We start from the raw sequence: 25,974 nt of genomic DNA on the forward strand, positions 1-25,974 counted from the left end.
CGTGCGCTAACACTTCTCTCTCAGAATCAGGGAATTGAAATGAACAAAGACAATGTAAAACTGGCGATTGCGCCAATCGGCTGGACCAACGATGACATGCCAGAGCTGGGCAGCGAAAATACCTTCCAGCAGACCGTCAGTGAAATGGCGTTGGCAGGTTTCACCGGCAGTGAAGTCGGCAGTAAATACCCGAAAGATCCCGCAGTGTTGAAACCGATGTTGGATATTCGTGGTATCCAAATCTGCAATGCCTGGTTCAGCACTTTCTTCGCCAACGGTGACAAGGCGAAAACCATTGACGAGTTCACCCATCACATGAACTTCCTGCACGCCATGGGCGCGCGCGTGATTGGCTGCTCTGAACAAAGCAAAAGTATTCAGGGCACCACGCTAGCAGTGCTGGAGCAGAAGCCGATCTTCAGTGATGAAGAGTGGCGTCTGACGGCTGAAGGCTACAACGAGTTGGCTGAAATCGCGGCGAAGAAGGGCATGCGCGTGACGCTGCACCATCACATGGGGACCGGCATTCAGACGCCAGCGGAAATCGATCGCTTTATGGAATCGACCAATCAGAATGTCGGCCTGCTGTATGACACTGGCCACATCTACTATTCCGAAGGTTCGCAGCAGGCGATGCTGGATGTGCTGACCCAATACCTGCCGCGCATTTTCCATGTGCATCTCAAAGATGTGCGTGACAGCGTGGTGGCCGAAGTGCGCGAGAAATCCCTGTCGTTCCTCGATGGCGTGAAGAAAGGCACCTTCACCGTACCGGGCGATGGCGTGATTGATTTCAAACCGGTGTTCAAAATCCTCGACGATTACGGCTACAAAGGCTGGATGGTGGTAGAAGCGGAGCAGGATCCGGCACTGGCCAACCCGTTCGAATATGCGGTGAAAGCGCGCAAATATATTCGCGAGAATACCGGGTTATAAGTTCAATGATACGCAATGAATTGCGCCGCTGCGGATTGTGCACTTCCGTTGTAGCGATTTGATTCATCGGTATGTGCACTTCATTGTAGCGGCGCGATTTATCGCGCTCTTTTGACCGTCAGATACAATAAAAAAGGCCGTTATCCCTTTCAGGATAACGGCCTTTTATTTGGCCAGGATTAAGATGCCAGCGACAGCGCCGGTTTCTGACCGTGTTCTGCCAGCCACTCACTAATGCGCGCCTGCTCAGCTTCTGTCAGCCACATACCTTGTTTGGTACGACGCCAGATCGCATCATCCAGTTCGCGCACCCACTCATTTTTCACCAGGTAGCGCAATTCAGCTTCATAAAACTCGTGGCCGAAGTTCTCGCCCAGATCCGCCAGACTGCTTGCGCCAGCCAGCAGTTCTTCGGTGCGGCTGCCGTAGGTACGGGCAAAGTGGCGCGCCATGCCTTCGCTGATAAACGGATAGCGACGACGTAAGCCCGCGGCGTAATCTTCACGGGTGCCAGAGAAATCACCGCCTGGCAGTACTGCTGATTTAGTCCAGGCTGGGCCGGCGTTGGGATAGTACTTCGCCAGTTTCTCCATTGCGTGCTCTGCCAGCTTACGATAGGTGGTCAGCTTACCGCCAAACACCGACAGCAGCGGCGCCTGGCCGTTGTCATCGTGCACATCCAGCGTGTAATCACGGGTGATGGCCTGCGGAGAATCCGATTCGTCATCACACAGCGGACGCACACCAGAATAGGTCCAGACGATGTCATCTTTGCTCAGCTGCTGTTTGAAGTGTCCGTTAAACACTTTCAGCAAATAGCTAATTTCGTTGTCATCGATCTTCACGTCTTTCGGATCGCCTTTGTACTCCACATCCGTCGTACCGATGATAGAGAACTCGTCCATCCACGGAATCACAAACACGATACGGTTATCTTCGTTCTGCAGGATATAAGCCTGCTTTTCACAGTGTACGCGCGGCACCACAATATGGCTGCCTTTGATCAGGCGAATGCCATAAGGTGATTTTAGTTTCAGACCATCGTCGAACAGTTGCTTCACCCATGGGCCAGCGGCGTTGACCAGGCCTTTAGCGCGCCAGGTGAAAATTTTGCCGGTATCGATATCTTCCGCTTCCACCATCCAGAGACCGCCTTCGCGCCATGCACGGTTAACGCGGGTGCGGGTGCGCACTTCGCCACCCTGTTTCACAACTTCCTGCGCGTTAAGTACTACCATGCGAGCATCGTCCACCCAGCAGTCGGAATATTCGAATCCGCGCGTGATCTCAGGCTTAAGGGCCGATTCCGCGCCAAAACGCAGGCCTTTACTGCCCGGTAAGGTGGTGCGTTTACCCAGGCGGTCGTACATAAACAGGCCAAGGCGAATCATCCACGCCGGACGCAGATGCGGGCGATGTGGCAAGCGGAAGCGCATTGGGAAGGCAATGTGCGGTGCCATTTTCAGCAGCACTTCACGTTCGGCCAGCGCTTCGCCCACCAGGCGGAATTCGTAATGTTCCAGGTAGCGCAGGCCACCGTGGATTAATTTAGAGCTGTTGGAGGAGGTTGCACAGGCCAAATCCCGCGCCTCCAGCATCAGCACTGACAGTCCGCGTCCTGCAGCGTCCACTGCAATGCCGGCTCCGTTAATGCCGCCGCCGATCACGATCAGGTCTTTGGTTTCCACGTCATCTCCTCCGATGTTCGGAATAGTTCTAAAATGTTCGTTTTCGAGCGTAATAATAATCGGAAACCAACATTGATGCCAGCGCTTAACTCAATAAAAACATTTTTGCGTGATATAGCTAACATTCCTGCAGGAAAAAAAATCCATAGCCATAACTTTTGTCAGGTTATCGCGACGGATTCTCAGGTTAAACTAGGCGCTAATTGTGACGACCTTATGAGAGACACCATGGAAAACTTCGAATGTATTTCGGTTCAGCAGGCTAACGAGCACCTGGCACAAGGCGCACAGCTGGTGGACATTCGCGACCCACAAAGCTTTGCCATGGGCCATGCGACAGGCTCGTTGCATCTGTCGAATGACAATCTGGCGGACTTTATCGCGCAGGCGAATCATGCGTTGCCGGTGCTGGTGATGTGCTATCACGGCAACAGCAGCAAAGGGGCGGCGCAGTTTTTGTTAGGGCAGGGATTCAGTGCAGCGTATAGCATCGATGGCGGTTTTGACGCCTGGCGTGCCGTGTTCCCCGAGCAGGTGGCCACTGGCGGCGTCTGAGACGATCACATAAAGGAAGGAGAACCCGCACGATGCGCATTACTCAGTTCAACAACCCGCGTATGGCGCAGGCGTTTGTGGATTACATGGCAACGCGCGGCGTCACGCTGCGTATTGAGCGCGAAAGCCACTATGTCATTATGCTGGATGATGAAGCCAGGCTGGAGATGGTTGAAAACGAACTTGCCCAGTTCGTACGCGACCCTAATCATCCACGCTATCAGGCCGCCAGCTGGCATACAGGCAGTACCGAAAGTGGCTTGCGCTATGAACGCAGCAACATCTGGGCGAATATTCGTGAACGCGCAGGCCCGCTCACCATGACGATCATGATTGCCTGCGTGGCGGTGTTCATCATGATGCAGATTGTCGGTGATGATGTGGCGCTGGATTGGCTGGCGTGGCCTGCTGACTCCTCGCAGTATTTCCAGGTGTGGCGCTGGTTTAGCCATGCGTTGTTGCACTTCTCACTGCTGCACATCCTGTTCAATCTGATGTGGTGGTGGTATCTCGGTGGCGCAGTGGAGAAACGTATTGGCAGCGGCAAGCTGTTTGTGATTATGCTCATTTCCGCGCTGTTGAGCGGCTGGATGCAGGCTAAATTCAGCGGTGTGCTGTTCGGCGGACTATCGGGCGTGGTGTATGCGCTGATGGGGTATTGCTGGCTGCGTGGCGAGCGCGATCCCGAAAGTGGCATTTATCTGGAGCGCGGTCTGATGGGCTTCGCTATTGTATGGCTGATTATTGGCTGGTACGGCGCTTTTGGGCTGTCGATTGCTAACGCTGCACATGTCACCGGCTTGCTGGTCGGCCTGGCAATGGCGTTTGTCGATACGCGCAATGTGGCACGTCGGTAGCAGGTATAAAAAGAAAACGGCTCTGAGCCGAGGAGAGAGATGTGAAGCAGACGCAACGTCATGATGCCATTATCGATTTGGTGCGACGCCAGGGATATGTCAGTACGGAAGAGCTGGTGGATCACTTTGAGGTGAGCCCGCAAACCATTCGGCGTGACCTGAACGATCTGGCCGATCAGAATAAAATCCAGCGTCATCACGGTGGCGCGGCGCTGCCTTCCAGCTCTGAAAACACCGCATGGCAGGATCGTAAAATGATGTGGTCGGCGGAGAAAGCGCGCATTGCCGAGCGTGTGGCGAGCCAGATCCCCGATGGTGCCACGCTGTTTATCGATATCGGCACCACGCCTGAAGCGGTGGCGCATGCGTTGCTTAACCATAACAATCTGCGCGTGGTGACCAACAACCTCAACGTGGCCATTTTGCTGATGGCGAAACCGGACTTCCGCGTGATCATCGCCGGCGGTGAAGTGCGTACACGGGATGGTGGCATCATGGGCGAAGCGACGCTGGATTTCATCTCCCAGTTCCGCCTCGACTACGGCATTCTCGGCATCAGCGGTATTGATATGGATGGCTCACTGCTGGAGTTCGATTACCACGAAGTACGCACCAAACGCGCGATAATCGAAAACTCACGCTGCGTGATGTTGGTGGTGGACCATTCTAAGTTTGGCCGTAATGCGATGGTGAACCTGGGGAATATGAGCCTGATTGACTACATGTATACCGATCAGACGCCGCCCGCCAGCGTGCTGAAGGTGATTGAGCAACACGAAGTCCATCTCGAACTCTGCTAATCCATCCTGCCGGGGCGGTCACAGTGCCGCCCGCAGGGTCGCATCAGGTTGAGCGCCACGCTTAAATACACTTTTTTTCCCTTCATCCGCATTTCTCTGTCGCTTTTTTCTTCGCCCCCGGCTTTACTTATCCTTTCTGGTTATGCGCTCGCCCATCTTTACCGTTAACGGACTCGAAGGGATTGATATGTCGCAGCAAAAATTTAATAAGACACGTTTCGACGCCGCACTTACCCGCCAATGGCAGCACCTTGGACTCACCTCCGCCCAGCAAATGACACCGCATCAGTGGTGGCAGGCATTAAGCCGTGTGCTAACGGAGATGCTCGCCACACAGCCGCCCGCCACACCGCGCGCAGGCCAACGCCATGTGAACTATCTGTCGATGGAGTTTCTCATCGGCCGCCTGACCGGCAACAACTTGCTGAATCTGGGTTGGTACGACGAGGTGAAGGAAGCGCTGGCGGCGCATCAGGTAGAACTCAGTGAATTGCTGGAGGAAGAGGTGGATCCGGCGCTTGGCAACGGTGGATTGGGGCGCCTGGCCGCGTGCTACATGGACTCCATGGCCACTGTCGGGCAGGCCGCGATGGGACATGGCCTTAATTATCAGTACGGTTTGTTCCGCCAGACCTTTGACGATGGCCAGCAAAAAGAGGCGCCGGACGACTGGCAGCGCAACAGTTATCCGTGGTTTCGCCATAACGCCGCGCAGGATGTGCAGGTTGGCATCGGCGGCAAAGTGAAGAAAAACAGCGATGGCTCGCTGCAGTGGCGACCTAAATTTCATCTTAAAGGTGAAGCCTGGGATTTGCCGGTGGTCGGCTACCGCAATGGCGTGACGCTGCCGTTACGTTTGTGGCAAGCCACCAGCGTGCATCCGTTCGATCTCACCCTGTTCAATGATGGCAAGTTTCTGCAGGCCGAACAGCCCGGCATTGATGCTGACAAACTCACCAAGGTGCTGTATCCCAACGATAATCACGCTGAAGGCAAGCGCCTGCGCCTGATGCAGCAATATTTCCAGTGTGCCTGCGCGGTGGGCGATATTTTGCGTCGTCATCATCTCGCTGGGCGCTCGATTCACAGCTTGCCCGATTTTGAAGTCATCCAGCTCAACGATACCCATCCCACCATCGCCATCCCGGAAATGCTGCGTATTCTGCTGGATGAGCATCAATTGAGCTGGGATGAAGCCTGGCACATCACCAGTCGTGTATTCGCCTACACCAATCACACGCTGATGCCAGAAGCACTGGAGCGTTGGGATGAACAGCTGGTGCGCGATCTGCTGCCGCGCCATATGCTGATCATCCGCGAAATTAACCAGCAGCTGAAAAAAATCGTCAAAAAGCAGTGGCCTGGCGACAGCGCGACCTGGCAGAAGCTGGCGGTGGTGGCCGACGGGCAGGTGCGTATGGCGAACCTGTGTGTGGTGAGCTGTTTCGCCGTGAATGGCGTGGCTGCGCTGCACTCTGAGCTGGTGGTGAAGGATCTGTTTCCGGAGTATCACCAACTGTGGCCGACCAAATTCCATAATGTCACCAACGGCATCACGCCGCGCCGCTGGTTGAAGCAGTGCAATCCGCTGCTGTCGAACCTGATTGATGAGACGTTGCAGGTGGAGTGGGCCAACGATCTGGATGCGCTGGAGTGGCTGGCGCCCTATGCGCGTAAGAAAGCTTTCCGTCAGCAGTTCCGTATCATCAAGCAGCAGAACAAGCTGCGGCTGACCGTGTATATCAAACGCGTGACCGGCATTGATGTGAACCCTGATGCGCTGTTCGATGTGCAGATTAAGCGGCTACACGAGTACAAACGTCAGCACCTCAGCCTGCTGCATATGCTGCACTGCTATCGTCAGCTGCGGGACAATCCTGATAACCCCGACTTTGTGCCACGTGTGTTTCTGTTTGGTGCGAAAGCCGCGCCAGGCTACTACCTGGCCAAGAACATCATCTACGCCATCAACAAAGTGGCTGAAGTGATTAACAACGATCCCAAAGTTGGCGATCGGTTGAAGGTGGTATTTATTCCGGACTATCGCATTACCGCCGCAGAGCTGATGATTCCGGCAGCCGATCTCTCGGAGCAAATCTCGACCGCCGGTTATGAAGCGTCCGGCACCGGGAATATGAAGCTGGCGCTGAACGGCGCGCTGACCATTGGCACGCTGGATGGCGCAAACGTTGAGATCGCCGAAGCGGTGGGCGAGAAGAACATCTTTATCTTCGGCAATACGGTGGATGAGGTGAAGGCGCTCAAAGCCAACGGTTACAGCCCGAAAAAACTGCGCAAGCAGAATAAGTATCTGGATGGTTTGCTGAAAGATCTGGAGAAGGGCAAGTTCAGTGCAGGTGATAAGCAGGCATTTGATATGTTGCTCACCAGCCTGACCAAAGGCGGCGATCCCTGGCTGGTACTGGCCGATTTCGAGGCTTATCTCGAGGCGCAGCAGCAGGTTGAAGCCTTGTGGAAAAATCCGGAGGCGTGGACCAAAGCGGCGATTCTTAACACCGCGCGCACCGGACGTTTCAGCTCCGATCGTTCGATTCGCGATTACCAGCAGCGTATCTGGCAGGCCGCGCGCTGATTTACAGCTCGCCAACAATGGCAACCCGATGTTGTTCGGTACGGTTTTCGTCGGGTGCGCATGGATGCGCACCGCACCCAAGGAGATGCGATGACACTCAGTAAACTGGATAAGGCCGCGCAGGACGCGGGTATTGCGGTAGATTTTACCAACGCGAACGGTGAGCGGGTGCGCATTAGCGACGACACCAAACGTGCACTGCTGGCGGTGATGAATACGCCGGAAGGTAAAGCGCCACCACTGCCGCCGGTGCTGGTTTTTACCCCGCGCCGTCCGCGTCAGTGTTGCCCGCAGGGCAAAGGCGAGTTTAGCTGGCAGTTTGAAACCGAACGCGGCAAAACTTACAGCGGCACGCTACAGGCGGGGGAAGCCTTCGCGTTGCCGCCGCGTCTGGCGCAGGGTTATCACCGTTTGACCTTGCGGCAGGGACGTCAGCAGTGGCACTCGCGCATTATTATCGCGCCACGTCGCTGCTATTTATCCGAACCGCTAGCGCAAGGCGACAAACGCTGGGGAGCGCTGGTGCAGCTTTACACGCTGCGATCCGATCGCAATTGGGGGATCGGTGATTTTGGCGATCTTGCGCAAATGCTGGAGCAGGTTGCCGCTCACGGTGGCGATTTTGTTGGCCTCAACCCGTTACACGCGCTTTATCCTGCGCAGCCTGAACACGCCAGCCCTTATAGCCCCACCTCGCGTCGCTGGCTGAATATGTTGTATATCGACATCAATCAGGTCGCGGCATTTGCACAAAGTGATGAGGCACAGCGTTGGTGGAAACGCGCTAAAACGCGCAAGGATGTGCAAGCCGCGCGCGCAACTGACGATGTCGACTATCGTGCGGTGGCGGAGTTGAAAATCACGGCGCTACGTCTGGCCTGGCAGCAATATCAGCCTGAGCAGGCGTTCCTGCAATTTGTCGCTGAGGGCGGCGATCATCTGCGCTATCAGGCGGCGTTTGACGGCATTCTGGCAGAACGCAGCGCTCAGCAGGAGAAGGCGTGGGGATGGGCGTCATGGCCGGAAACCTGGCGCAATGCGCACCAGCCCGAGGTGCAAGAGTGGTGCTCGCAGCATGAGGACGAGATTCAGTTCTGGTGCTGGTTGCAGTGGCTGGCGCAACAGCAATTTGCCGCCTGCTGGCAGCGCAGCCAGCAACTCGGCATGACGGTGGGGCTTTACCGTGATCTCGCCGTGGGTGTGGCGCAGCACAGTGCAGAAACCTGGCAGGATGCGCAGCTGTATAAGCTGGGCGCTTCTGTGGGTGCGCCGCCGGATCGCCTGGGGCCATTGGGGCAAAACTGGGCGTTGCCGCCGCTTGATCCGCACGAGATGCGCGCGCGCGGCTATCAGCCTTTTATTGATTTGTTGCGCGCCAATATGCGTGATTGCGGCGCGCTGCGTATCGATCACGTGATGGCGTTATTGCGGCTGTGGTGGATTCCGTATGGTGAGACAGCGGATAAAGGCGCCTATGTGTCGTATCCGGTGGACGATTTAATGGCGATTCTGGCGCTGGAAAGTCAGCGCCATCGCTGCATGGTGATCGGCGAGGATCTGGGCATTGTGCCGCCGATCATCGTGCGCATGATGCGCAGCCACGGTATTTTCTCGTGGAAAGTGTTGTTCTTCGAACAGGAGCGCGATGGCCGCTACCGCCAGCCTTCGGCTTATCCTCGCCAGTCGATTGCCAGTGCCAGTACCCATGATTTGCCCACGTTGAGCGGATTCTGGCAGGCGGAAGATTTGGCATTGGGTGAAAAGCTTGGCATGTATCGTGATAGCGTGCTGCGCTCCCTGCAACAACAACGCACGGCACAAAAGCAGGCTTTGCTGGATGCCTTACAGCAGGCGGGGGCCATGCCTGCTCGCAGTCGTCAACCTGCGTTGAAACAACCGCTTACGCCGGCGCTGAATGTGGCGATGCACCGTTACCTGGCCCGCACGGAAAGCGCACTACTGGGATTGCAGCCGGAAGATTGGCTCGGCATGACAATGCCGGTAAACGTGCCTGGCACCGTGGATGAGTATCCGAACTGGCGGCGCAAGTTATGTGTCTCGCTGGAAGAGATGTTTGCCGACAAATCCGTGAAGCAAGTTCTGAAAGCGGTGAATGACGGGCGCAAAGCGAGGTAGAAATCTGCGGCAGCTCGGGTGCGCTGCCGCAACAAATCAGTAGTAAGAGTGCTCGCCGCGCTGGTGTTCAGTGAGGTCACGCACACCTTTCAGCTCAGGGAACGCTGCCAGCAGCTCTTTCTCGATGCCATCTTTCAGCGTGACGTCGATCATTGAACAGCCGTTACAGCCGCCGCCAAACTGCAGAATCGCGTAACCGTCATCGGTGATTTCCATCAGGGATACACGACCACCGTGACCAGCCAGCTGTGGGTTGATCTGCGCTTGCAGCAAATACTCCACACGCTCAACCATTGGCGCATCATCAGACACTTTACGCATCTTGGCGTTTGGCGCTTTCAGCGTCAGCTGGGAACCGAGGTTATCAGTGACAAAATCGATCTCAGCATCTTCCAGATAAGGCGCGCTCAGCTCATCAACATAGGCTGACAGCTTTTCGAACTTCATTTCAGTATCAGTGGCTTCAACTGCATCGGGTGGGCAGTAAGAAACACCGCATTCAGCGGTTGGCGTACCCGGATTAATGACGAATACGCGAATTTGTGTGCCATCTTCTTGTTTTGATAGCAATTTTGAGAAGTGATCTTGCGCAGCATCAGTAATAACGATCATGGCGATTGCTCAATAGTTGACTAAATTACTTGGTTATAATACGCCCAACGCCGACGCTCTACAAGGTACGGCACAGGCAGCCAATATGCACGCTGGCCGCGCCTTGCGCCAGCAAAATGCGGCTGATTTCTGCCACCGTGCTTCCGGTGGTCACCACATCGTCGATGAGCAGGATATGGCGTCCGCGCACCGGCATTTCAAGGGAAAAGGCCCCGCGCAGATTCTTTTTCCGCGCCGAAGCGCGCAACACATGCTGGACCAACCCTCGCCGTCTGCGGCGTACCCCGGCACGATATTCACAACCTAGCCAGCGTGCCAGCGGTTTTGCCAGCAGCTCAGCCTGATTATAGCCACGCTGCCAGGCACGACGCCGATGTAACGGCACACTCAACACCAAATCGATGCGCGGCGTCAGGTTATCGCGGCGACTATTTAACAATTTTAACAAAAGTAGCCGCGCCAGCATCACTCTGAGTGCGGTTGCCCGAGAAAATTTCAGCTGGATGACCCAATCACTCAGCGGCGGCAAGTAATCGCTAACGCAGGTCAGGCTGTGCCACGGCGGTGGACGACGCAGACAGCGGCCGCACAATCGGGTGCCGCTGGCCGGTAGTGCACAGCAGGGGCAGATCGCGGGCAGCGCTGGGATTTGTTGCAAACAGCGGCTACATAGCCCATGTCTGGCAATCTGTAATGGCAGGCGGCATAGCCAACACAGGGCAGGGATTGATAGCATAGCGGCCTCTTTTCACTTTTCGGGAGTGTAACCGATGAGTTCGCTTTACTGGCACACCACAGGCACGGGCGATCGCGATCTTGTGCTGCTGCACGGCTGGGGATTGAATGCCGAAGTGTGGCAGAACATTGTTCCACGACTCAGCCCGCATTTTCGTCTGCACCTGGTGGATCTGCCCGGCTTTGGCCGTAGCCAGGGATTTGGTGCACTGACCTTAGCCGACATGGCTCAACAGCTGGTTCCACAACTGCCTGAGCGTGCAGTGTTGCTCGGTTGGTCGCTGGGGGGACTGGTTGCCAGCCAGCTTGCACTGACGCAGCCTGAACGTGTCACCGCGCTGATTAGCGTGGCATCGTCACCCTGTTTTACCGCGCACGAGGATTGGCCGGGCATCAAGCCTGAGACGCTGGAGAGCTTCCAGCAGCAGTTGAGCAATGATTTCCAGCGCACCGTAGAACGTTTCCTGGCCTTGCAAACCATGGGTACGGAAAACGCTCGCCAGGATGCACGTCAGCTCAAAGACGTGGTGCTATCGCAGCCAATGCCTTCGGTCGCGGTGCTGGAAGGTGGGTTAGAGATCTTGCGACAGGATGATCTGCGTACGGCGCTGGATAATCTTGCGCTGCCGTTTATGCGTATCTATGGATCACTCGACGGACTGGTGCCGCGTCGTATTGCGGCGGAGCTGGATTCGCGCTGGCCCGCGTCGCCATCGGTTGTGATGGAGAAGGCCGCCCACGCTCCCTTTATCTCTCATCCTGATGCGTTTTGTCAGCAGGTGCAGCAGTTTATCCACGCAGCCACATAAATTGCCACGCAGCCAGTGTCAGCGGCTGGCTGCCGTCGATCTTCTCGCCGCTGATCACATCCTGAAAATGTCGTGTCTGCGGCAGATGCGTGGTGACTTCCCGGCTGCTGAGATTAAATACGCACAAGAGCCCGTCATCACTGCCTGGCGCATGCCGTCGCAACATCAGCACGGTATTTTCACTCTCCAGTAGCGTCATCGCATTATCCGGGTGGAACGCACTCTGGCGGCTGCGCAGCTGGATCAATGCGCTGAGTCGTTCATACACCTGCTGACGCAACGGGTCATCGCCGCTGATCCACTGTTCCATTTCACGCAAACTGTATTTCTGGCGATTGATGGCGCGGTTGTGTCCTGCCGCGCGCACGCCTTCATTGTCGTTGCGCGATCCCAGAATACTTTGGATATAGATCGCCGGCACGCCCGGAAAGGCGAGCAGAATGGCATGTGCCAGCAGGAAGCGACGCAGACGCGTGTCATCGTCATCATTTTGTTGGTTGAGAGCATCGAAATAGGTGACGTTAATTTCGTAAGGGCTGGTGGTGCCATCGGGATTATTTTTATAAGACACCAGCGCCCCTTCCAGCGCCAAATCTCGCACCAGTGCTACGATCTCCACTTCAGACAAAATACCGCGCGCAGGATTGAGGCCAATGCCATCGTGCGAGGCAAGGAAGTTGAAGAAGGTGGTGCTGCCGTTACTGGTGCTCAGCGTGCTGGCCCATTGGCGCAGCGCGCGTGCGGAACCCGAATGAATGGCGTGCAGTACCAGTGGCGGCAGTGAAAACTGATACACCATCTGCGCTTCGTCGTGCCCGTTACCAAAATAACTAATGTTGTCTTTGTGCGGCACGTTAGTTTCCGTGACTATCACTGTACCCGGTGCCACTTCGTTAGCGATGGCGCGAAACAGCTTCACCAGCTGGTGGGTTTTCGGCAGGTGAATGCAATTTGTACCCGGCGTCTTCCACATATATCCCACCGCATCAAGACGAACGTAATCGGCGCCCTTGTTCAGATAATCCAGCAATACGTCCACCATACGGATCAGCACTTCAGGATTGGCAAAATTAAGATCGATTTGATCGGCGCTGAAAGTGGTCCAGATAAAGCGAGTTTCACCATCGGCCATCTCGAACGGGGTGAGCAACGGCGAGGTGCGGGGACGCGTCACGGCGCTGAGATCGGTGGCCGGCGGCATGCTGATAAAAAAGTCATCCCAACCGGGATCCTGCGCCAGATAGTGGCGGAACCATTGGCTGTGCGCCGACATATGATTACAGACAAAATCGAACATCAGCCGGGTTTCACTGTGCAGCGCCGCAATATGCTGCCACTCGCCACAAAGAGGATTCACCTGGTGATAATCAATCACGGAGAAGCCATCGTCGGAAGAGTAGGGAAAAAACGGCAGCAGATGGACCAGGCTGAAAGTGGATTGCAGATGCTGCTGATAGAAGTGCGAGAAGCTGGCAAGTGTGGGCTTATCGGGTTCACGGAACTGATCGGCGTAGCTGATCAATACCACATCCTTCTCATCCCAGTGGGCTTTGCGCGGTAGCTTAGCGGTATCTCGCGCTGCACGAATATGGGAAAGCAGACGCTCACGTGCGGCGACGGGGAAGCGGCCTGCGTAAATCTCATCAAGTAGGGCGTTGATTATGTCCATCAGATCGTCGGGCCACGCGGAAGGTCATTTTTTCACACGGATTTTTTCAGCGTAGACGGATGAGGGGATTTATCAAATGTGTACGCGCGGAGCGAAGCCGCCTCCGCGCGTTATTCAGGGCTGGGCGTTAGCGTTTTTTGCCAAATGCTGCTGCCAGCGCATCACCCATCGCGCTGTTGCCTGCAGGTGCATTGGCAGGTTTACCGCGTCCTTTGCTGTTAGCGGCGGGACGTGCATTTTCTTTGCCGCTGCTGCGGTTATTGCCGCCGCGCGCATTGCTCTCGCCGGGCTGCTCGTCAAGACGCATGGTGAGGGCGATGCGTTTACGCTGCATATCCACTTCCATCACCTTCACTTTGACGATATCGCCCGCTTTCACCACCTGATGGGGATCTTCGACGAACTTGTCTGACAGTGAAGAGATGTGCACCAGACCATCCTGATGCACGCCGATATCCACGAAAGCACCAAAGTTGGTGACGTTGGTGACCGCGCCTTCCAGAATCATGCCCGGCAGCAGATCGTTCAGCGTTTCCACGCCTTCGGCAAACTGCGCGGTTTTGAACTCCGGACGGGGATCGCGCCCCGGTTTCTCCAGCTCTTTCATGATGTCGGTGACGGTTGGCAGACCAAAACGCTCGTCGGTGAAGTCGCGCGCGTTGAGATCGCGCAACCCACCCGGGTTGCCCATCAGTTCGCTCAGAGCCTGTTCAGTCGCGGCCAGAATACGTTCGACCAGCGGGTAAGCTTCCGGGTGCACGGTGGAGGCATCCAGCGGGTTATCGCCGTGATTGATGCGCAGGAAGCCGGCGCACTGCTCGTAAGCTTTTGGCCCAAGACGGCTGACTTTCAGCAGCTGCTGGCGATTCTGGAAGCGGCCGTTCTCATCGCGCCAGGTGACAATGTTCTGCGCCATCATGCGGGTTAAGCCTGCCACGCGCGTCAGCAAGGCGACTGAAGCGGTATTCAGATCCACGCCGACGGCGTTTACACAGTCTTCCACCACCGCGTCCAGCTTCTTCGCTAGCTGGCTTTGGCTCACATCATGCTGATACTGGCCAACGCCGATGGATTTCGGATCGATTTTCACCAGCTCGGCCAGCGGATCCTGCAAGCGACGCGCAATGGAGACGGCGCCGCGAATGGAAACATCCAGGTCCGGAAACTCCAGCGCGGCCAGTTCCGATGCGGAATAGACCGATGCGCCAGCCTCGCTGACAATCACTTTCTGCGCGTTGATCTGCGGGAACTGCTTCTGCACGTCGAGGAAGAAACGCTCGGTTTCACGTGAAGCGGTACCGTTACCAATCGCCACCAACTCTACCTGGTGTTTGATGCACAGTGCTGCCACAGCTGATGCGGCTTTCGCCACCTGTCCGGTGTGCGGATAGATGGTGTCATGTGCCACCAGTTTGCCGGTGGCATCCACCACGGCGACTTTCACGCCGGTACGCAGGCCCGGATCGAGCCCCATGGTGGCGCGCATGCCTGCCGGAGCCGCCATCAGCAAATCGTGCAGGTTGCGGGCGAATACGTTAATCGCTTCATCTTCTGCGCGTTCGCGAATGGTGCCCATCAGTTCGGTTTCGAGATGCAGCAGCACTTTGATGCGCCAGGTCCAGCTCACCACCGCTTTACGCCAGCTGTCTGCCGGTGCATTGTTCAGACGCAGTTGCAGATGGTCGGCGATCAGCGTTTCACCGTGGCTTTCGCGCGGCGCTTCTTCGAATTGTGGATCGGCGTTCAGAGAGAGTTGCAGCACGCCTTCATTGCGACCACGGAACATCGCTAGCGCACGGTGAGAAGGAACGGTGCTGAGAGGTTCGTGGTGATCGAAGTAGTCGCGGAATTTCGCGCCCTCTTCCTCTTTACCTTCCACCACACGAGCCACCAGATGCGCGTTTTTCCACAGATAATCACGCACTTTTGCCAGCAGCGTGGCGTCTTCGGCAAAACGTTCCATCAGGATATAACGTGCGCCATCCAGCGCTGCGCGCACATCGGCGACGCCTTTATCCGCATCCACATAGCTTGCAGCCAATGACTCGGGTTCCTGAGAAGGATCGCTCCATAGCGTTTCAGCCAGTGGCTCCAGGCCCGCTTCGATGGCGATCTGCCCACGCGTGCGGCGTTTCTGCTTATACGGCAGATACAGATCTTCCAGTTCAGTTTTGTTCAGCGTGCCATTGATGGCCGTGGCGAGTTCTGGGGTGAGTTTGCCCTGCTCATCGATGGATTTCAGAATTGACTGGCGGCGATCTTCCAGCTCACGCAGATAGCCAAGGCGGCTCTCCAGCTGACGCAACTGGGTATCATCCAGCCCACCGGTCACTTCCTTACGATAACGTGCGATAAATGGCACGGTGTTCCCTTCATCCAGCAAGCGTACAGCGGCGTCAACCTGGTCGGCGCGTGCCTTCAGCTCACTTGCGATAATCTGGCTCAGTGAATCTTTCATCATCATTAACAATGCTTACACAGGGTTGGAAAATAGGGGACAGTTATACGGATTGGGGCGGCAAATTGCCAGCCGGGGACAGGCGAATCCGTCTTTTTCTGAATGCAGCACGCACATCACTGCGCACACCTTGCTGATAGCAATGCAGTCGCTTATTGTTGGCCTCTTTGCTGTAAAGACCCATTGTTGCCACGAGTAGATGTTATGAAAACCCAACTGATTACCCGCGAAGGCTATAACAAATTACGTGCCGAGCACGAGCATTTGTGGAACGAAAAGCGTCCGGAAATCACCAAAATTGTCTCCTGGGCGGCCAGCCTTGGCGATCGTTCGGAAAACGCCGATTACACCTATAACAAACGCCTGTTGCGGCAGATTGACCGCCGTGTGCGCTATCTGCGCAAGTGCCTCGCCGATTTGAAAATTGTCGATTATGCGCCGCAACAGGAAGGGAAGGTGTTCTTTGGTGCCTGGGTTGAGGTGGAAAATGAACAGGGTGATGCAAAGCGGTTTCGCATTGTGGGGCCGGATGAAATCTATGGCGATGCGGTTAAGGATTACATCTCCATTGATTCACCGATGGCCCGTGCGCTGATCAAGAAAGAGGTGGATGACGAAGTCGTGGTGAATACGCCGGAAGGGCAGAAAGTGTGGTTTGTTAACTGCATCGAGTATGTGAAGAACCCAGAGTAAAAAAGAGGCGGAGAATAATGGCTTGGGTAAAAAAGCCTTGGGTGCAACTTATTCTCCGGTGGCGAAATGGGCTGGCAGTAAAAGGGGGCAGCGCCGCAGCCTTGCCGCGCCTGAAACGTTCGGATTATTTGCCTGGTGTGGTCGCGGTGGTGGTCGATGTGCTGCTGGTGCCTTTGTCACCGCCGCCCATGGTTGCCAGCGCCACTCCCAACAGCGCACCCACGGCACCCACGCCAATCGCGTCTGAGTTGCCTTTGGCAGTGGTGGAAGCCTGGGCTCCCGCCGCTTCGCCCGCGCTAGTGGCAGCATGAGCCTGAGAAAGGCTGACCAGCACCAGTGCACTCAGCAAGACCGCAGTTTTTTTCATTTTTCTCTCTCCAAAGATGCGCAATTTCAGCAGGAACCCTTGCAGTTTCTGAGATCGTTATGCGGGAAGAAAGTGCTGATTAGTAACTGATTAATCAGACTTTATTTAACGCTGGCCTTATCAGGCGCGAGATGCGTATTGTTCCGAGAGCAGATGAGCACTGAAAACGAAAAGAGCCAGATATTATGCTGCGAATGATCGCCAACCGAACGATTCTGGCCTGTCGACTTAAGTCAAATGGTCCCAAATGCTGTGATAACGAGCGGTCTGCGGCCCGGCGATCCATTTTCGAAAAGAAAACCACGGAAATTTTCGGATTAGCGCTAAGCGGCTGGAAAGCCCCGATAAAAAGCGGGAGACAACGCGCATTTCAGGGCTTAAATTAAATATAAGCTGCTGTTTAATATGCTTTGTAACAATTTCGGCTAGAATATAAACCATTAATAACTGTCACATGCAGGCATCTTTTTTACACAATATTGACTCAGGCAATGGCGCCTTTGGGAGTTGAACAATGCAAGAGAACTACAAAATTCTGGTCGTCGATGATGATATGCGTTTGCGCGCACTGCTCGAACGCTATCTCACCGAGCAGGGCTTTCAGGTGCGCAGTGTCGCCAACGCCGAGCAGATGGATCGTCTGCTGACCCGTGAATCATTCCATTTAATGGTGCTGGATCTGATGTTGCCAGGCGAAGATGGCTTGTCCATTTGCCGCCGTTTGCGCAGCCAGAGCAACCCGATGCCGATCATTATGGTGACGGCAAAAGGCGAAGAAGTGGATCGTATTGTCGGACTGGAAATCGGTGCTGATGACTACATTCCTAAGCCGTTCAACCCACGTGAACTGCTGGCCCGTATTCGTGCCGTGCTGCGCCGTCAGGCCAATGAATTGCCAGGTGCGCCTTCACAGGAAGAAGCGGTTATCGCCTTTGGTAAGTTCAAACTGAACCTCGGCACGCGTGAAATGTTCCGTGAAGATGAGCCAATGCCGTTGACCAGTGGTGAGTTTGCGGTGTTGAAAGCGCTGGTGAGCCATCCGCGTGAACCGTTATCACGCGATAAGCTGATGAACCTGGCGCGTGGCCGTGAATACAGTGCGATGGAACGTTCTATCGACGTGCAGATTTCCCGTCTGCGCCGCATGGTAGAAGAAGATCCGGCGCATCCGCGCTACATCCAGACCGTTTGGGGTCTTGGCTACGTCTTCGTTCCGGACGGCAGTAAAGCATGAGGCGATTGCGCTTCTCTCCTCGCAGTTCGTTTGCCCGCACCCTGTTATTGATCGTTACCTTGCTGTTCGTCAGCCTGGTAACGACCTATCTGGTGGTGTTGAATTTCGCCATTCTTCCCAGTTTGCAGCAGTTCAATAAAGTCCTCGCCTACGAAGTGCGTATGTTGATGACCGATCGACTGCAGCTGGAAGATGGCACGCAACTGGAAGTGCCACCCGCCTTCCGGCGTGAAATTTATCGTGAACTGGGTATTTCGTTGTACACCAACGCAGCGGCAGAAGAGAGTGGCCTGCGCTGGGCACAGCATTACGAATTCCTTAGCGAGCAGATGGCGCAACAGCTGGGTGGCCCGACCGATGTCCGTGTCGAGGTTAACAAGAATTCCCCCGTGGTCTGGCTGAAAACCTGGTTGTCGCCAGACATTTGGGTGCGTGTACCGCTGACTGAAATCCATCAGGGCGATTTCTCGCCACTGTTCCGCTACACCCTGGCGATTATGTTGCTGGCGATCGGCGGGGCCTGGCTGTTTATCCGCATTCAGAACCGACCCCTGGTCGACCTGGAGCACGCAGCGCTTCAGGTCGGTAAAGGCATCATTCCTCCTCCTCTGCGTGAGTATGGTGCATCGGAAGTTCGTTCCGTCACCCGAGCCTTTAACCAGATGGCGGCGGGCGTCAAACAGCTCGCCGATGACCGTACGCTGCTGATGGCGGGGGTGAGCCATGATTTGCGCACCCCCTTAACACGCATTCGTCTCGCCACCGAGATGATGAGTGAACAGGATGGCTATCTGGCCGAGTCGATCAATAAAGATATCGAAGAGTGCAACGCCATCATCGAGCAGTTCATCGACTATCTGCGTACAGGGCAGGAGATGCAGACCGAACGCGCCGATCTCAACAGCGTGTTAGGTGAAGTGGTGGCGGCGGAAAGCGGCTATGAGCGTGAGATTGAGAATGCGGTGATGCCGGAAGAGTTGATGCTGGATATCAACCCGCTGTCGATTAAGCGTGCCGTGGCGAATCTGGTGGTGAATGCCGCGCGTTATGGTAACGGCTGGATCAAAGTCAGCAGCGGTCAGGAACTGAATCGCGCCTGGTTCCAGGTGGAAGACGATGGTCCGGGTATTAAGCCCGATCAGCTTCAGCATCTGTTCCAGCCCTTTGTACGTGGCGATAGCGCACGCAGCACCAGCGGCACCGGCTTAGGGTTGGCGATTGTGCAGCGTATTATCGATGCGCATGAAGGCTCGCTGGAGATAGGTGAGAGCGAGCATGGCGGATTGCGCATTCGCGCGTGGTTGCCGATTCCGGAAAATAACAGTACAGCGTTAGTCAGTACGCATCACAGTTAACGCCTCGCTCAGATCGATGCAACGCGTTGGACTTCGTATCAATGAGCCGCCATTTGGCGGCTCATTCACATCACAACTGCGGTCCAGCCTGAACCAGCTCCTTGCCTGCATCGTTATCGGTATACTTCTCAAAGTTGGTGACAAAACGCTGCGCCAGCCCCTGCGCGGCCTCATGCCACGCGGCTTCATCCGGCCAGCTGCGACGTGGATCCAGAATCGCGTCATCGACTTGCGCCAGGGTTGCTGGCATCTGCAGGTTAAATACCGGTAGCGTTACCGTCGCTACGTCGTCCAGCTCACCCGCCAGAATCGCATTGATGATGGCGCGGGTATCTTTCAGTGAAATACGTTTACCGCTGCCATTCCAACCGGTATTCACCAGATACGCTTTTGCACCCGCTGCTTCCATGCGCTTCACCAGCACATCGGAATATTGCGTTGGATGCAACGTCAGGAAGGCCGCGCCAAAACAGGCTGAGAACGTCGGCGTTGGCTGGGTGACACCGCGCTCGGTGCCGGCCAGTTTGGCGGTAAAACCCGACAGGAAGTGATACTGGGTTTGTTCCGGTGTCAGGCGTGAAACCGGCGGCAGCACACCAAAGGCATCAGCGGTCAGGAAAATAACGCGTTGCGCATGGCCCGCTTTGGAGACCGGCTGCACGATGTTTTCAATATGCTCAATGGGGTAGGAAACACGGGTGTTTTCAGTTTTGCTGGCATCAGCATAATCAACGCTGCCATCTGCCCGCACCACGACGTTCTCCAGCAGGGCATCACGGCGGATAGCGCGATAGATCTCCGGCTCAGCTTTCTCCGACAGATTGATGGTTTTGGCGTAGCAGCCACCTTCGAAGTTGAAGACACCATCATCGTCCCAACCGTGTTCGTCATCGCCAATCAGCTGGCGGTCGGGATCGGTGGACAGCGTGGTTTTACCGGTGCCAGACAGGCCGAAGAATACCGCAACGTCACCCGCTTTACCCACGTTCGCCGAGCAGTGCATTGACGCGATGCCTTTCAGCGGCAACAGGTAGTTCATGATGGCGAACAAACCTTTTTTCATCTCGCCGCCGTACCAGGTGCCGCCAATCAGCTGCATGCGTTCGGTGAGGTTAAAGGCGACAAAGTTCTCTGAGTGTAAACCCTGAGCCTGCCAGTCCGGGTTGGTACACTGCGCGGCGTTCATCACCACAAAATCCGGTTTAAAGGAGGCCAGCTCGGCTTCATCAGGGCGGATAAACATGTTTTTGACGAAATGCGCCTGCCAGGCCACTTCCATCACAAAGCGCACGCTCAGGCGGGTATCCGGATTCGCGCCGCAGAAGGCGTCGATAACAAACAGACGTTTGCCAGAGAGTTGCGCCGTGCAGCGATCTTTCAGCGCCTGCCAGGTTTCCTGCGACAGCGGCTGGTTGTCATTTTTGCCGTTTCCAACGTCATTCCACCATAAGGTGTCACGCGTGGTGTCATCGCGCACGATGTACTTATCTTTTGGCGAACGCCCGGTAAAGATGCCGGTATCCACGGCAATGGCGCCGCTTTGCGTCAGGGTGCCTCGCGCATAACCTTCCAGTTCCGGGCGGGTTTCTTCCTGAAACAGCGTATCAAAGTCAGGGTTGTACACCACTTCTGTGGTGTTGCTGATGCCCAAAGCGGCAAGGGCTTGCGATGTCAGGCCGTGAACGCGCATGTGGCTGCTCCTTAAATCAGTGCTTCATAGCATTTTTATGAGAGATTCTGCGTTCTGCCGCGCATAGCCGGACAGGGCAGATCGCGCGCAGTGTACACGTCTGAGCAGGGCGTAAAAGTGAGGAGAGTTAAAAATGCGAGCTGGAACGTGACAAGTAGAGAAATCCGCCACTTAAGAAACTAAAGTCAGTGTAAGGTAGTTAATTTTCGCGAAAAAGTGATGAGTTCATTCCTGACAGGAATGCGGGCGGCGATGCCGCCCGTAGGGGGATTAGTGCAATTGATCGCTGTTAGGCGTTGGTGCGTTACGAATGGCAGCAATGTCTACGGCATCATAAACATAGTGCGAGCCACAATAATCGCAGTGCATATCGATCTTGCCATCCTCTTCGAGAATTTCGTCCACTTCTTCAACCGGCAGCGTGTTTAATACTTCGCCACAGCGTTCACGTGAACAGGTGCATTTGAAGCTGACCGGCGTCGGATCAAACACCGTGGCTTCTTCCTGGTGATACAAGCGCCACAGCACATCCGTCGCGGGCAGCTCAATCAGCTCTTCGCTCTTCACGGTTTCGGTCAGAGTGGCCAGATGGTTAAAATCATCCTGGCTCGGCTCTTGTGCAGGCAGAACCTGCAACAGAATACCGGCGGCGCCTTTATCGCTGGTACGAATAAACAGGCGAGTTGGCAACTGCTCAGAACGCATGAAGTAATCTTCCAGGCAACCAGCCAGCGTATCGGCTTCCAGACCGACGACGCCCTGATAACGCTCGCCTTTTTCCGGAGAAATGGTGATGACCAGATAGCCGTTGCCCACCATCTCTTTCAGGCTGCTGCCCGGCGCAATTTCGCTATCTTCCTTCACGCGTGCAACGCCACGTAATTCCTGTTTGTTGTTGCCGTTGATCACCGCCAATGTCAGTGGACCATCGCCCTGTAACTGAACGGTGATGTCGCCATCGAATTTCAGCGTTGCGGTCAACAAACTGGTCGCGACCAGCAATTCACCCAGCAGGTTTTTCACCGGTTCGGCGTAGTCGTGGTTTTTGACAATCTCACGCCAGGTTTCGGATACGTTGACCAGCTCGCCGCGCACGGCGACATTTTCGAACAGGTAACGGTGCAGTTGATCTTGAACAGACATAGTGTTTCTCTCGTTGGGGCGACGGTTATTCATCGCCCGACAATTTAAATTTCATCAGATCGCGGCGCTCTTTTTTATCCGGGCGGCGATCGGGGTGCGGCATGGTCAGGGCATTCATTTTGCGCGCCAGTGCCGTTTTTTCACGCTTCTCAATGCTGGCGGCGGTCTCCGCATACATCGCTTGCGCTTCAGTGGCTGGGCGGCGTTGATCGCCTATGGCGGTAATCACCACCGTTCGCTCATCGTTGCCCTGGCGCAGTGTTAGTTCGGCCTGCAATTCCACGATTTTACTCGGTTTGCTGCGCTGGCCGTTGTAATGCACTTTACCGCCATCGATCATTTCGCGAGCCAGCGCGCGCGTTTTATAAAAACGCGCAGCCCACAGCCATTTATCGAGGCGGACACCTTCGCTGGTTTTTTCTTTCATTGCGGCTCCTGCTTTAACGCAGCGTTTCACACAACTGGCGATAGTCTCGCACTGCAGCATGACGCTGGAAAGATTGATCGGGCCGACCGGAATCCGGATTGCTGACGCCTAAACACCAGCGAATGCCCCAGCGTGCCGCTGCATCAAGGATCGCTTCGCTATCATCAATGAACAGCGTGCGTTCGCTATCGAATGCCGTTTGCTGCTGCACGGCCTGCCAGAGACGTGGATCCTCTTTCGGATACCCAAAGGTATGGGTAGAAAGTAATAAATCAAGGTGGGGAGCCAAACCGGTTTGCTCCAGCTTTACCTCGAGGTTGTACGGATGCGCATTGGTCAGCAAGATGGTGCGTTTACCCGCAGCACGCAGTGCCTGGAGTAGCGGTAGCGTATCCTCGCGCATGGCCGCACGGTGACGCTTTTCCCATGTCATGGCGCGGATATCCAAGGCCAGTTCTTGCGACCAGTAATCAAGACAATACCAGTTTAGCGTATGCACCACGGCTTGATACTTCTGCTGAATCAGCTGGTGTGCTTCGGCCAGCGTGATATCACGCTCGCGGCTCAGGGTTTCCGGAACGTGCTCCAGCCAGAAATGGCGGTCAAAGGCGAGATCGAGCAGCGTGCCATCCATATCCAGCAGCACGGTATCAATCCCGGACCAGTTTAGCGTCATCGTCATACTCTCTCGCCCTAAAAAATAGGGCGACAGGGTAGCACAGAAGGGAAGGGCTCAGAACAGTGAGCGCACGCTCTGCATAGTGCTCAGATTGTGATTGAAGCACTTGTCGTAATACTGCTGAATTTCCACCATGCGCAGGCGATTACGATGCACACGTCGCAGGGCCAACAGCCCATTGGTGACGCCGCAGAGGATCAGCACCAGCATCAATAATGCGGTACCGAGGTATCGCCATTGCGCCATCGCATCCGGTTCATTGTGCAACGCAATATGGCGTGTGCCGTTAGCGTCAGTGGTGATGCTGGTAATAATGCCGTTGGCAGCAAACGGCGTGTGCAACAGCATACCGGACATGCGTTGCAATTCGCGCCACTGAGACGCTGCATCGAGATCAAACAGTGACACGGAAGGCTGTGGCTGGTTCACCATCTGACGGCCCTCATCACTCATTATCAGGAAGCCGCCCGGTGGTGGGCTATTCAGATTTTCTGCTGCACGACGGGTTTCACGCGAGAAGAAGGTCGAGGTCGCGGTATTCACCAGGTTCTCCAGCGCTTCCGCACTGACCGGGCGTAACAGCACGTTCATGCCGTTAAGCTTGCCGGAATCAGCGCGGTGGATCAGTGAATCCCAATCCTTAGCATTGCCCAGATTCACCAGGGCATTTTTCAGCCGGACGCAATCTTGCTGCTGGCTGCACAGATCCTGTGTTTTCAGCACTAAATCAGAGAAATCATCCAGCAGAATCATGCCCGATTTCTGAATCGCGGAGGCAAGCTGTGGATTGAGTTTCGGATCGGTGTTGGTTTCCGGATGCAGCTGACGTGTGGTGGTATCAAGCAGAGCGGCAGCTTTATCGATGATATCTGACTGCGGCTGCGGCAGAGGTGCTGCGTTATTCCAGTAAATGGCTGAGCAGTCGAACGGCATATACGCATAGCTGCGATTGCTTTGATAGTTGCCCGGTACGGAACACATGCCGGTTCCACTCACCTTCAGGTTGTCACCGATGTGCAGCGGCAGGGCGTTGAGTTTATCCACGCTATTTACTTCAATGCTTTCGGTGCCTTTTACCCATGCGAGGCTGAGCTTGATCGGCATACTGAGCGGAATCCAGGTAAACAGCATCACCAGGACCACCAGCGAACCACAAGCCAGCACCAGATTTTTGCGCCAGCGCTGAACCGGGAAATTGCGAACCTCATCGTGCAGGGAGAGGAAACGCCCCTGGCGCACCACTTGCCGATTCAGATAGATGTCGACATCCGTCACCTGGCCCAAATCGTGCGCGACATAGGGTTGCCAGTGGGCGGGATAAATTAAATCGATAATGCCCAGCGAGATATTGCTCTGCTCCTGATTGGATTCACCAAACAGGCCCCAGCGTTTCGGTGCTCCGCGCAAACAGTGCACATCGCGTAGCCCTTTTTCACCCGGGAAGCGGTAAAGGAACCACAAGCTAACCGCGATCATTGCGCAGGCTGGCAGGGCAATCCACACCATCAGGCTTCCGGGCAGCACCAGGCTGAGGAAGAACAGCAGGAAGGCAAAGCAGATAACAATGGCCTCGCGCGTGCCATCTGGCCGCGATAGGCGGTACTCTTCCGGCGATTCTTTACGCACCTGCAGCAACTCGACATTTTCGCTCTCCTCTTTACGAATAGAGGCGTTGGTCGACATTGAACGCACCAGCGGCGGCAAGGCGGGTTGTTCTACGGCATAATTCACTAACGAGTGACCGTTGAGTGAGATCACCAGTGGCAGCGTTTGAGTGCGGATCAGCTCAACATAATTCTCTTCCGCAATGTACTGCTCCCACAGCGGTGGCAGATGCACTTCCACTTCATCGAGGTAGTAGCGCCATTGATGCGCATCATCCGTTGAGAGGCCATAGCGAGTGATGGAACGCGTGACGGGATAAACATTGTTGCTCTGCGCCGTGAGCGTCAGGGATTCGGTCTCACGCGACTTCTTTGAGGAGCGGGCAGTACTCTGTTTTTGCTGTTTCGCCAGGGACGCAATGTACGCTTCAACGGCGAGACGTTCTTCATCAGTGAGTTTGCGGCAGGGGGGACTAATAAACGGCAGCGGTTTCGCCAACGGCGGACGATGCCGCATAGCGTACCAATAACCTATTCCTGCTATAAGAGAGCAGGCCAGCATGACAGCCAGAATGATGATAAAAGTGCTCATGCTTTGCTCAATCCAGCCAAAAAACTGCCTTCACGTTTACGATGTGCTCCCGGTGGAACCATTATTACCAGTCAATTTTGGCGAGCAGAAGTCATTCTTACAAGAAAAAACTCAGATAAAATAACGCACAAAATCATTGAATTATAATTTATTAGATTATTCCTTAATGGGATGTTAACCACAGGACACTCAATTAAATATCGGTATTTTCTGAATTTAACAAAACCCCATTGACTTATTGTGAAAATTTAAGTGTATAGATAACAATAAGTTGTTAGCAGGCGTAAGCAAATGTGTGTCACGATGCTTTCCCTGCGCTGCGTGTCGCACATTGCTGCGGGC

At 55.1% G+C, this 25,974-nt stretch carries 21 protein-coding genes; 10 read left to right on the forward strand and 11 right to left on the reverse strand.

Annotated elements, in window-relative coordinates; translation table 11 throughout:
- Nucleotides 1-39 precede the first annotated feature (39 nt).
- The gene (gene iolE / locus LH22_RS03650; protein WP_038644254.1) at nucleotides 40-936 is read left to right on the forward strand and encodes a myo-inosose-2 dehydratase; all 897 of its coding nucleotides are present in this window, start codon (nucleotides 40-42) and stop codon (nucleotides 934-936) included.
- 179 nt (nucleotides 937-1,115) lie between these two features.
- Here iolE and glpD read toward each other — a convergent pair whose 3' ends face one another.
- Nucleotides 1,116-2,624 (reverse strand): glycerol-3-phosphate dehydrogenase, encoded by a 1,509-nt coding sequence (glpD, locus tag LH22_RS03655; protein WP_038644255.1) that lies wholly within the window; start codon nucleotides 2,622-2,624, stop codon nucleotides 1,116-1,118.
- A gap of 228 nt (nucleotides 2,625-2,852) precedes the next feature.
- On the opposite strand from glpD, the gene glpE reads away from it, so the two are divergent.
- From glpE to malQ, 5 genes are all read left to right on the forward strand, one after another.
- Nucleotides 2,853-3,179 carry a thiosulfate sulfurtransferase GlpE gene (glpE, locus tag LH22_RS03660; protein ID WP_038644256.1) on the forward strand — a complete coding sequence of 109 codons (327 nt, stop codon included), beginning with the start codon at nucleotides 2,853-2,855 and terminating at the stop codon, nucleotides 3,177-3,179.
- A gap of 32 nt (nucleotides 3,180-3,211) precedes the next feature.
- Entirely contained in the window at nucleotides 3,212-4,036 is an 825-nt protein-coding gene (glpG, locus tag LH22_RS03665; RefSeq protein WP_038644257.1) for a rhomboid family intramembrane serine protease GlpG, read from the forward strand.
- 41 nt (nucleotides 4,037-4,077) lie between these two features.
- On the forward strand, nucleotides 4,078-4,836 hold the full coding sequence (locus tag LH22_RS03670) for a DeoR/GlpR family transcriptional regulator (protein ID WP_034819687.1): 759 nt from the start codon (nucleotides 4,078-4,080) through the stop codon (nucleotides 4,834-4,836).
- Nucleotides 4,837-5,023: 187 nt separating this feature from the next.
- Nucleotides 5,024-7,429, forward strand: a complete 2,406-nt coding sequence (malP, locus tag LH22_RS03675) for a maltodextrin phosphorylase (protein WP_038644258.1) — start codon at nucleotides 5,024-5,026, stop codon at nucleotides 7,427-7,429.
- 90 nt (nucleotides 7,430-7,519) lie between these two features.
- Nucleotides 7,520-9,565, forward strand: a complete 2,046-nt coding sequence (gene malQ, locus LH22_RS03680) for a 4-alpha-glucanotransferase (protein ID WP_038644259.1) — start codon at nucleotides 7,520-7,522, stop codon at nucleotides 9,563-9,565.
- 36 nt (nucleotides 9,566-9,601) lie between these two features.
- On the opposite strand, the gene nfuA is transcribed toward malQ, so the two are convergent.
- Complete coding sequence (gene nfuA, locus LH22_RS03685) at nucleotides 9,602-10,177, reverse strand: Fe-S biogenesis protein NfuA (protein WP_038644260.1); 576 nt, start codon at nucleotides 10,175-10,177, stop codon at nucleotides 9,602-9,604.
- A 58-nt stretch (nucleotides 10,178-10,235) separates the two neighbouring features.
- A complete protein-coding gene (gntX, locus tag LH22_RS03690; protein WP_038644261.1) occupies nucleotides 10,236-10,913 on the reverse strand; it encodes a DNA utilization protein GntX in 678 nt (225 codons plus the stop codon).
- A gap of 34 nt (nucleotides 10,914-10,947) precedes the next feature.
- On the opposite strand from gntX, the gene bioH reads away from it, so the two are divergent.
- On the forward strand, nucleotides 10,948-11,721 hold the full coding sequence (gene bioH, locus LH22_RS03695) for a pimeloyl-ACP methyl ester esterase BioH (protein WP_038644263.1): 774 nt from the start codon (nucleotides 10,948-10,950) through the stop codon (nucleotides 11,719-11,721).
- Here bioH and LH22_RS03700 read toward each other — a convergent pair.
- On the reverse strand, nucleotides 11,702-13,390 hold the full coding sequence (locus LH22_RS03700) for an alpha-amylase family glycosyl hydrolase (RefSeq protein WP_038644264.1): 1,689 nt from the start codon (nucleotides 13,388-13,390) through the stop codon (nucleotides 11,702-11,704). The two genes, bioH and LH22_RS03700, sit on opposite strands and share 20 nt — an antisense overlap.
- A gap of 127 nt (nucleotides 13,391-13,517) precedes the next feature.
- On the reverse strand, nucleotides 13,518-15,848 hold the full coding sequence (locus LH22_RS03705) for a Tex family protein (protein WP_038649829.1): 2,331 nt from the start codon (nucleotides 15,846-15,848) through the stop codon (nucleotides 13,518-13,520).
- A gap of 204 nt (nucleotides 15,849-16,052) precedes the next feature.
- On the opposite strand from LH22_RS03705, the gene greB reads away from it, so the two are divergent.
- On the forward strand, nucleotides 16,053-16,541 hold the full coding sequence (gene greB, locus LH22_RS03710; protein WP_038644265.1) for a transcription elongation factor GreB: 489 nt from the start codon (nucleotides 16,053-16,055) through the stop codon (nucleotides 16,539-16,541).
- Between the two features lie 124 nt (nucleotides 16,542-16,665).
- Here greB and yjbE read toward each other — a convergent pair whose 3' ends face one another.
- Complete coding sequence (yjbE, locus tag LH22_RS03715; protein WP_038644267.1) at nucleotides 16,666-16,908, reverse strand: exopolysaccharide production protein YjbE; 243 nt, start codon at nucleotides 16,906-16,908, stop codon at nucleotides 16,666-16,668.
- A 514-nt stretch (nucleotides 16,909-17,422) separates the two neighbouring features.
- Here yjbE and ompR point away from each other — a divergent pair.
- Nucleotides 17,423-18,142: an osmolarity response regulator transcription factor OmpR gene (gene ompR, locus LH22_RS03720; RefSeq protein ID WP_001157751.1), complete on the forward strand. Its 720-nt coding sequence runs from the start codon at nucleotides 17,423-17,425 to the stop codon at nucleotides 18,140-18,142.
- A complete protein-coding gene (envZ, locus tag LH22_RS03725) occupies nucleotides 18,139-19,497 on the forward strand; it encodes a two-component system sensor histidine kinase EnvZ (RefSeq protein ID WP_034819650.1) in 1,359 nt (452 codons plus the stop codon). The genes ompR and envZ overlap by 4 nt, the downstream gene beginning before the upstream one ends.
- 70 nt (nucleotides 19,498-19,567) lie before the next feature.
- On the opposite strand, the gene pckA is transcribed toward envZ, so the two are convergent.
- From pckA to LH22_RS03750, 5 genes are all read right to left on the reverse strand, one after another.
- Nucleotides 19,568-21,187, reverse strand: coding sequence for a phosphoenolpyruvate carboxykinase (ATP) (gene pckA, locus LH22_RS03730; protein ID WP_038644269.1), 1,620 nt, complete (start codon nucleotides 21,185-21,187; stop codon nucleotides 19,568-19,570).
- Between the two features lie 270 nt (nucleotides 21,188-21,457).
- Nucleotides 21,458-22,330, reverse strand: coding sequence for an Hsp33 family molecular chaperone HslO (gene hslO, locus LH22_RS03735; RefSeq protein ID WP_038644271.1), 873 nt, complete (start codon nucleotides 22,328-22,330; stop codon nucleotides 21,458-21,460).
- 25 nt (nucleotides 22,331-22,355) lie between these two features.
- Nucleotides 22,356-22,757, reverse strand: coding sequence for a ribosome-associated heat shock protein Hsp15 (gene hslR / locus LH22_RS03740; RefSeq protein ID WP_038644272.1), 402 nt, complete (start codon nucleotides 22,755-22,757; stop codon nucleotides 22,356-22,358).
- Between the two features lie 13 nt (nucleotides 22,758-22,770).
- Complete coding sequence (yrfG, locus tag LH22_RS03745) at nucleotides 22,771-23,439, reverse strand: GMP/IMP nucleotidase (protein ID WP_038644273.1); 669 nt, start codon at nucleotides 23,437-23,439, stop codon at nucleotides 22,771-22,773.
- Nucleotides 23,440-23,490: 51 nt separating this feature from the next.
- Nucleotides 23,491-25,632 carry an intracellular growth attenuator family protein gene (locus LH22_RS03750; RefSeq protein ID WP_038644274.1) on the reverse strand — a complete coding sequence of 714 codons (2,142 nt, stop codon included), beginning with the start codon at nucleotides 25,630-25,632 and terminating at the stop codon, nucleotides 23,491-23,493.
- Nucleotides 25,633-25,974 lie beyond the last annotated feature (342 nt).

It is taken from the genome of Pantoea rwandensis, from assembly GCF_000759475.1.
In the GTDB taxonomy this organism is placed as follows: Bacteria; Pseudomonadota; Gammaproteobacteria; order Enterobacterales; family Enterobacteriaceae; genus Pantoea; species Pantoea rwandensis_B.

Bases quoted from the DNA above. Each gene is read 5' to 3' on its own strand.
- pckA (WP_038644269.1), bottom strand. From the start codon at position 21,187: ATGCGCGTTCACGGCCTGACATCGCAAGCCCTTGCCGCTTTGGGCATC.
- LH22_RS03750 (WP_038644274.1), bottom strand. From the start codon at position 25,632: ATGAGCACTTTTATCATCATTCTGGCTGTCATGCTGGCCTGCTCTCTT.
- yjbE (WP_038644267.1), bottom strand. From the start codon at position 16,908: ATGAAAAAAACTGCGGTCTTGCTGAGTGCACTGGTGCTGGTCAGCCTT.
- LH22_RS03705 (WP_038649829.1), bottom strand. From the start codon at position 15,848: ATGAAAGATTCACTGAGCCAGATTATCGCAAGTGAGCTGAAGGCACGC.
- malP (WP_038644258.1), top strand. From the start codon at position 5,024: ATGTCGCAGCAAAAATTTAATAAGACACGTTTCGACGCCGCACTTACC.
- malQ (WP_038644259.1), top strand. From the start codon at position 7,520: ATGACACTCAGTAAACTGGATAAGGCCGCGCAGGACGCGGGTATTGCG.
- hslR (WP_038644272.1), bottom strand. From the start codon at position 22,757: ATGAAAGAAAAAACCAGCGAAGGTGTCCGCCTCGATAAATGGCTGTGG.
- glpE (WP_038644256.1), top strand. From the start codon at position 2,853: ATGGAAAACTTCGAATGTATTTCGGTTCAGCAGGCTAACGAGCACCTG.
- LH22_RS03700 (WP_038644264.1), bottom strand. From the start codon at position 13,390: ATGGACATAATCAACGCCCTACTTGATGAGATTTACGCAGGCCGCTTC.
- nfuA (WP_038644260.1), bottom strand. From the start codon at position 10,177: ATGATCGTTATTACTGATGCTGCGCAAGATCACTTCTCAAAATTGCTA.
- glpG (WP_038644257.1), top strand. From the start codon at position 3,212: ATGCGCATTACTCAGTTCAACAACCCGCGTATGGCGCAGGCGTTTGTG.
- gntX (WP_038644261.1), bottom strand. From the start codon at position 10,913: ATGCTATCAATCCCTGCCCTGTGTTGGCTATGCCGCCTGCCATTACAG.
- iolE (WP_038644254.1), top strand. From the start codon at position 40: ATGAACAAAGACAATGTAAAACTGGCGATTGCGCCAATCGGCTGGACC.
- yrfG (WP_038644273.1), bottom strand. From the start codon at position 23,439: ATGACGATGACGCTAAACTGGTCCGGGATTGATACCGTGCTGCTGGAT.
- greB (WP_038644265.1), top strand. From the start codon at position 16,053: ATGAAAACCCAACTGATTACCCGCGAAGGCTATAACAAATTACGTGCC.
- bioH (WP_038644263.1), top strand. From the start codon at position 10,948: ATGAGTTCGCTTTACTGGCACACCACAGGCACGGGCGATCGCGATCTT.
- ompR (WP_001157751.1), top strand. From the start codon at position 17,423: ATGCAAGAGAACTACAAAATTCTGGTCGTCGATGATGATATGCGTTTG.
- hslO (WP_038644271.1), bottom strand. From the start codon at position 22,330: ATGTCTGTTCAAGATCAACTGCACCGTTACCTGTTCGAAAATGTCGCC.
- envZ (WP_034819650.1), top strand. From the start codon at position 18,139: ATGAGGCGATTGCGCTTCTCTCCTCGCAGTTCGTTTGCCCGCACCCTG.